A 438-nucleotide genomic window follows, 5' to 3' on the forward strand; every position below is an offset into this window, starting at 1 on the left:
GCGGGCGTCACTATGTGGTTCAGTATGTTGATGAGCAGTTCAGGTATTTTTCCTATGCAAATGAGGTGGAGCTCTACAAAGCCTTAAAGCAGGGGCAGCGTCACTATAGCCCAATTATTTTTGATGAATACGCTCAGCCAGGAGAGACCCTGGTTGCAGCAGTTTTACCCTACAATATGCCTGGTAATATTCAGGTTTTTTTCTTTTTGCATCACGATACCTATCAGTTAATTATATTGGACGAGCAGGGTAGCCTGTTGCGCCTGGTTTTAACGGGGCGTGACGAGATGCTACTACTTTCTGCATTGAATGAGTGCCTGGTTCGGATGTTGGAAACAAGGCAGCTCTCAGATATGAGCCTGGGAGGTGAAATGCCTACGGTGAGCTTTAATAAAATCACCAAGGCGAAAGACGGTGGTTATCGTATACGGGCGCTGA

At 46.3% G+C, this 438-nt stretch carries 1 pseudogene; it reads left to right on the forward strand.

The annotated features are described in order from the left end of the window. Positions 1 to 438, forward strand: a pseudogene (locus A3735_RS30345) (hypothetical protein); the annotation flags it as partial.

The organism is Oleiphilus sp. HI0061 (assembly GCF_001635675.1).